4 protein-coding genes and 2 pseudogenes are annotated in these 5,666 nt (G+C 63.3%); 3 read left to right on the top strand and 3 right to left on the bottom strand.

Annotation, left to right across the window (positions count from 1 at the left end; all coding sequences use genetic code 11):
• Positions 1 to 287: pseudogene (locus D769_RS19890) on the top strand (uroporphyrinogen-III C-methyltransferase); the annotation flags it as partial.
• Positions 288 to 291: 4 nt separating this feature from the next.
• Here the strand turns inward: D769_RS19890 and D769_RS19885 are convergent.
• Together D769_RS19885 and D769_RS19880 are read right to left on the bottom strand one after the other, a co-directional pair.
• Positions 292 to 882, bottom strand: coding sequence for a hypothetical protein (locus D769_RS19885; RefSeq protein WP_008648775.1), 591 nt, complete (start codon positions 880 to 882; stop codon positions 292 to 294).
• Positions 879 to 2,108 carry a sterol desaturase family protein gene (locus tag D769_RS19880; protein WP_008648773.1) on the bottom strand — a complete coding sequence of 410 codons (1,230 nt, stop codon included), beginning with the start codon at positions 2,106 to 2,108 and terminating at the stop codon, positions 879 to 881. Before D769_RS19880 ends, D769_RS19885 begins: the two co-directional genes overlap by 4 nt.
• Positions 2,109 to 2,180: 72 nt before the next feature.
• On the opposite strand from D769_RS19880, the gene D769_RS19875 reads away from it, so the two are divergent.
• Both D769_RS19875 and rpsU read left to right on the top strand, forming a co-directional pair.
• On the top strand, positions 2,181 to 3,425 hold the full coding sequence (locus D769_RS19875) for an NAD(P)/FAD-dependent oxidoreductase (protein ID WP_008648772.1): 1,245 nt from the start codon (positions 2,181 to 2,183) through the stop codon (positions 3,423 to 3,425).
• Positions 3,426 to 3,663: 238 nt separating this feature from the next.
• A pseudogene (rpsU, locus tag D769_RS31300) lies at positions 3,664 to 3,744 on the top strand (30S ribosomal protein S21); the annotation flags it as partial.
• A gap of 188 nt (positions 3,745 to 3,932) precedes the next feature.
• Here rpsU and D769_RS19870 read toward each other — a convergent pair.
• Positions 3,933 to 5,480: an IS91-like element ISPps1 family transposase gene (locus D769_RS19870; protein ID WP_008648771.1), complete on the bottom strand. Its 1,548-nt coding sequence runs from the start codon at positions 5,478 to 5,480 to the stop codon at positions 3,933 to 3,935.
• Positions 5,481 to 5,666 lie beyond the last annotated feature (186 nt).

Here is a 5,666-nt window from a genome sequence, read left to right as displayed (position 1 = left end):
CTGGTCTCCAGCTTTTCTTGGCGGACATGGGTGTGAGCGGTGCCGCCCACATCCAGGACGAACTGCTGTACGGCCTGCCCGACACCACCCCCGTGGCCATCGTGCACAACGCCAGCCTGCCCACGCAGCGCCATGCAGTCTGCACACTGGGCGAGCTGCAGACCACCATCGCCCGGGAAGGCCTGGCCAGCCCCAGCGTCATCGTGGTCGGTGATGTGATGCAGGGCCTGCTGGCCGCAGCCCAGGTCCCCGAACGGGAACCCCTGGGCCAGACGCGCACCGCCTGAGCGTTCAGGCAGCCGCGAGCTGCTGGTTTTGTGGTGTGCGCGTGGCCCCCACCGCCAGCAGCGCCAAGGCCAGCGCCAGGGTGTAGTGCATCAACTGCACGTTGTTAAAGAGTCCCAGGTAGTTGCTGTCGGCCTTGCCAGTAGCCGCCACCACAAAGCTGCCCAACAACGCCAGCGTGCCCGCCAAGCCCCAGGTATTGCGCTGCTGCACCGCCGTCCAGGCAATCACCAGCGCACACACGCCCGGCACCACCTGCGACCAGAGCGCCAGACCGGCCAGCGTCAGCACGATGCCGACGCCCCCCACGACCAGCACAAAACGCCCGACCGCCGCGCCACGTGTGGCCAGCGGCGCATCCGGCCAGCGCAGGCCTGATGCAAGCAACGGAAACGCAGCACAGGCGGCCAGCAGGCTGGTGAAACGGTGCGGCCCCAGCATCTCGGCCCAGCCCGAATAGCGCAGCACACCCAGGCAGGCCGCCAAACCGATCAGGCCGGCAGCCACTGCCACAGCAGGCCGCTGGCGCAGGTGAAACCACAGGATGGCAGCACACACCAGCAGCAGCACCAGATCCGACAAGGCGTCCGGGTTCATGCTGCCACTCCCACCGCGTTGGCAGGGGCAACGGCTTGGCGATTCAGCCAGACCACACTGCCCACACACAACACCAGCAATGCACCCTTGAGCGGCAGCGGCGCCTCAAAGCCAAACCACTGCGGCACGGCGGCGAACGACACACCCAGCGCCAGCAGACGCACCTGCTCCAGCCACTTGCCCCAGACAAAACGCTCAAGCAGCGCCCCCAGCGCCACCGCCGTGACCAGAATGCCCAGCGCGTACACCGCGGCCGTGCCTCTGTCCAGACCCTTGGCCACACCGATGAAATGCGAAACAAAAGGCACCAGCACCGCGTACTGCAGCGCCACGTACCAACGCAGCGGCGCGGGGGTTTGCACATCAAAGCGGGTAAAGGTGCGGGGTTCGAAATGTTCGATGGGTTCGTCGGTCCAGCCGCCCGGTGGCGCCACCCAGACACCCAGCTTGGCGCGCCAGCCTTTTGCCGCACGGGACATCTGCCACAGGTCGGCGTAGTAGTGCAGGTTGCCCTTGATCGGGCTGAAGCTGTGCAGCGGCTTGCGGATGCCGTAGCAAATTTTCTCGTCATCGCGTTCGTCGGCAAAGGTGCCGAACAGACGGTCCCACAGGACCAGGATACCGCCGTAGTTCTTGTCGATGCAGTAGTCGTTCTGGCCGTGGTGCACGCGGTGGTTGCTGGGCGTGACCAGAATGCGGTCCAGCACGCCCATGCGGCCTATCAGTTCGGTATGCACCCAGTACTGGTACAGCAGGTCGATCAGGCCCACGATCACCAGCATCTGCCATGGGATACCGAGCACCGCCAGGGGCAGGTAGAACACCCAGCCGAATAACGCACCGGTAGAGGTCTGCCGCAGTGCGGTAGACAGGTTGTAGTACTCCGAGGAGTGGTGCACCACATGCGAGGCCCACATGACATTGACCTCATGGCCCATGCGGTGTGCCCAGTAGTAACACAGGTCGTACAGCACCAGGGCCAGAATCCACAGCGGAATACTGCTCATGGACCATTCGGTAAAGCGGTAGGCCTCATACACCGCGATGTAGATGCCCAGCGTGGCGATCTTGGTGAAGGCGTTGGTCACCTGGCTCAACACGCCATGGTGCAGGCTGGTGATGGCGTCGGGAATGTCGTAGACCGCCACACCGCGCCGCCGGGCCACCCAGGCCTCGAGCAGGATGGTGAGCATGAATACGGGTATGGCGTAAACAATGGGATTCATGGTTTTGTCTCTCTCGTTATGCAGCGCCTCTGTATCGGGTACCGTCATCGTTGAAATTCTACACTGCAGCCCATGCAAAGTTTTGATGTTGTGATCGTGGGTGCCGGTGCGGCCGGCCTGTTTTGTGCCGGGGTAGCCGGCCAATTGGGTTTGAAGGTTTTGGTGCTGGACCACAGCGAAAAGGTGGCCGAAAAAATCCGCATCTCGGGCGGTGGCCGTGCCAACTTCACCAACGTGGACGTCACGGCGGCCAACTTCCTGAGCGAGAACCCGCGCTTTGCCAAATCGGCCCTGTCTCGCTTCACCCCGGCCGATTTCGTGGCTTTGGTCAAAAAACACGGCATTGCCTTCCACGAAAAACACAAAGGCCAGCTTTTCTGCGACCGCTCGGCCGAAGACCTGATCGCCATGCTGCTGGCCGAATGCGCGGCCGGCGGCGTGGAACGCTGGCAACCCTGTGGCGTGAAAAATATACGATTTTTAGCCTCCAGCCCTTATGGATCGTGCGCAAGCAGCTATGAAATAGATAGCGACCGTGGCACCATTCAGTGCGGCGCGGTGGTCATCGCCAGCGGCGGCCTGTCCATTCCCAAGATCGGTGCGACGGATTTTGGCTACCGCGTGGCCAAACAGTTCGATCTGCCCGTCGTCACGCCCCGCCCGGCGCTGGTGCCGCTGACCTTTGACGAAGCCGCCTGGGCGCCGTTTTCCCAGCTCTCGGGCCTGTCGCTGCCGGTCAGTATCGAAACCGGTGGCAAGAAGGACAAAACGGCTTTCCTCGAAGACCTGCTGTTCACCCACCGCGGCCTCTCCGGCCCCGGCGTACTGCAAATTTCCAGCTACTGGCAGGAAGGCACGCCTATCCGCCTGAACCTGGCGCCCGGCACCGACATCGCCGCCCACCTGAACCAGGCCAAAGCCACCTCGCGCAAGCTGATTGCCAACGAACTGGCGGGCCTGGTGCCCTCCCGCTTGGCCGACACCTGGGTCGCCCAGGGCGCGGCGCTGGGCCACAACTGGCAGCGCCCCATCAACGAGGCCTCCGACAAGGCGCTGACCGCGCTGGCCGAGCGCCTGACGCGCTGGGAACTCACCCCCACCGGCACCGAGGGCTACCGCAAGGCCGAAGTCACCGCAGGTGGTGTGGACACCAAGGCCTTGTCCAGCCAGACCCTGGAATCGCGCCAGCCGGGCCTGTATTTCATTGGTGAGGTGGTCGATGTGACCGGATGGCTGGGCGGCTATAACTTCCAGTGGGCCTGGGCGAGCGCATTTGCTTGCGCAAAGGCGCTCGCCCAGGCCCTGCGGGCTGCATAGGGTTCCGCCCCGACGCCCTCACTGCCCTATTGATGGGTATGGGCGTCTGCCCCCTCCCGGGGGCTAACTCGCCTTGAGGCGAGTTGCCATTCGCAGAGTTCAGGATATAATCGCGGGCTATTCTGGCAGTCCCCCGTCGGCCAATACTAGTTAAGACGGGGAATACCGCTGAACGTGGCATGTGGGGCTCGATCTCCCCACGTGACTGGCGACAGCACATTTTGGACAACATTACGTAATGACAACCATCCGTGTAAAAGAAAACGAGCCGTTTGACGTCGCTCTGCGTCGCTTCAAGCGCACTATCGAAAAACTGGGTACGGATAGGAAATTCAACCGCATGAGGCCAAGTATGGCACGAGTTTTGGGCCTCGAAACACGTTCGGCCAATGAAGGTTGAGCGCTCGCTTGCCGCTCAATGGCAAGAGCTTGGGAGGCAGTATGCATTTGGGCCTGGCGCGCGCGCAGCTGCTTCCCCGCAGCGATGGATACCGCCGCTTCACTGGGTCACCAATTGACGCGCTGGTCTACCTCGTCGGGTTGAGCTGCCAGATCCCAATCCGGCTCGCCTTGCGCACCATCATCCACCGGCGCGTCGCAGCCCTCCCACAGCGGTGGCCCGCGTGCCGGGGTGATGTGCGGGGGGGCAGACTCCACCCCGATGTGGTTCAGGATGTGGCGGATTTCGGCGCTGTGGGTGATGAAGGCAATGATGCGCATCTGCCCACCGCACATGGGGCACAGCAGCGGAAATGCCTCGTAGATGCGGGCAATCAGCACCGCCCACAAGTAATGCGCCGCTCGCTTCGGGCGTGCTTCAGGTTCGGGTGTGGGTGTGGCCGCGTTGCCCGGCGCCGCCACCCCAGGTACGCCCGCGCCAGGTTGTGCAGTCTCCACCGTGGCTGGTTGCGACGCAGCAGGCTGAGCCAGCGCCGTTACCGCCGCTCTCAGCGGCGAGTTTGGTGCCAGCACACCAAAGTAGCGGTGCCGGTGGGTGCGTGGCGGTGGCACCAGCGCGGCGATGCGGTCGATCAGTTCCAGCGGTGTGAGGTGCAGCTCATCTGCCTTGGCACCACGCTTGTCACTGGTGGGCTCGCTGCGCTGTTTGGCACAGCGGTACACCAGTTTGCTTCCCTCTTTGCGTAGGCGCTCCATGGAAAACGGTGGACGCGCGCAATAGCGCAGCAGCCGCTCCAGCGCAGCGCGGTCGTGGGCTTCGATGCAGACACCGGCGTCCACCGAGAAGCCGCTGTGTTTGTAGCCCAGCATGTCTTTGGCGTCACAGTTCTCCAGCAGGCCCCGAGCAACGAAGGCGCGCAGGATGCGTTTTTGCAGTGTGGTCTGCACTGGGGCCACGGTAGCCGCATCGATGCCGGTGGCCGCGTGAAAGATGACACCCGGCGATGAGATTCGAGGGGTCGCATCAGCATCGCCCTCGCCCTCCACTTCCTCAAACACCCCGTCCACCACACAAACGTGGAAGTGGACGTGTTCATTGAGGCTGGAGCCGAATCGGTGAATGAAGGCGATGGCACCGATGTGCAGGCCTGCCTTGTCCATATGGGCCGCACCGGGGCTGTGGGTCTGCAGAGTTTGTGCGATCACCCGCAGAAAGATGCGCAGCACCATGCTCAGCACCGCTCCGTCGCGTTGCATGAAGTACCGCAACCTCTTGGGCACGGAGAGCACCCACTGGCGCACCGGCAGGCGGGGGAAAACGTGGTCGCTCAGGTGTGCCGCCGTCTCCACCATCCGCCGCGTGGTGCACGAGGGGCAGACTCCCCGGCCTTTGCAGGAGAAGGCTACAAAGTAGTCGTGCCCACAGTCGCCGCAGCGAGCGCGGGCAAAGCCATGGGCAAAGATGCCGCACTCAAGATACTTGGCAAACGCTTTGCGCACGAAGGGCTTGGGGGTGTGGTGGTCGCCCTGGCCGTCGAACTGACCCGCGCTGGCCAACTCTAGCCAGGTCTCGTAGTGCTCGGCTACCGTTTGGTAGAGCAGCGTGCGTTCGGGGTGGCGTGGGTTGTAGAGCTTGGGCTTGGAAGTGGCTGACATGAATACTGTACAAATGCACAGTATTCTGCGGCGATTGTTTGGGTACGCAAAGCACAAGGCCCGAACCGTCGCCAGTTCGGGCCTTGTCAGGGTAGCTTGGCTGCGGACTTACTTGCGCGCAGGCGGCACATCCGTGCAGCTGCCATGCGCCACTTCCGCCGCCATGCCGATGCTCTCGCCCAGCGT

This window comes from Cupriavidus sp. HMR-1, assembly GCF_000319775.1.
GTDB lineage: Bacteria > Pseudomonadota > Gammaproteobacteria > Burkholderiales > Burkholderiaceae > Cupriavidus > Cupriavidus metallidurans.
The sequence above is the reverse complement of the archived record's forward strand: the minus strand, read 5'-3'. Positions and strand labels throughout refer to the sequence as shown.

Excerpts from the sequence above, each read along its gene's own strand:
- D769_RS19885 (WP_008648775.1), bottom strand. The coding sequence starts at position 882 with ATGAACCCGGACGCCTTGTCGGATCTGGTGCTGCTGCTGGTGTGTGCT.
- D769_RS19880 (WP_008648773.1), bottom strand. The coding sequence starts at position 2,108 with ATGAATCCCATTGTTTACGCCATACCCGTATTCATGCTCACCATCCTG.
- D769_RS19875 (WP_008648772.1), top strand. The coding sequence starts at position 2,181 with ATGCAAAGTTTTGATGTTGTGATCGTGGGTGCCGGTGCGGCCGGCCTG.
- D769_RS19870 (WP_008648771.1), bottom strand. The coding sequence starts at position 5,480 with ATGTCAGCCACTTCCAAGCCCAAGCTCTACAACCCACGCCACCCCGAA.